Annotated in this window: 1 pseudogene; it reads left to right on the plus strand. The window is 65.1% G+C overall.

Annotated elements, in window-relative coordinates:
* A pseudogene (locus ACNQ0T_RS24300) lies at positions 1-269 on the plus strand (IS481 family transposase); the annotation flags it as partial.

Consider the following 269-nt stretch of genomic DNA (forward strand, 5'->3'; position numbering starts at 1 on the left):
CGCGCCATCCGGCCCAACATCGCGTTGGCCATCGTCGAGCTGCGACGCAAGCTGTTCACGCAATCGCTTATCGCCACTTACCTGGGTGTCTCCAAGGCCACCGTCAGTCGCGTCTTGCGCCGAGCGGGCCTGTCCAGATTCAGCGACCTGGCCCCGGTTGAGGCCGTGCAACGCTACGAGCGCGAGGCGCCTGGTGATCTGCTGCACATCGACATCAAGAAGCTGGGGCGCTTCTCTGACGTGGGCCACCGCATCACGGGCAACTGCGC

Source organism: Enterobacter cloacae complex sp.6700776 (assembly GCF_048284255.1).
Classification (GTDB): domain Bacteria; phylum Pseudomonadota; class Gammaproteobacteria; order Enterobacterales; family Enterobacteriaceae; genus Enterobacter; species Enterobacter intestinihominis.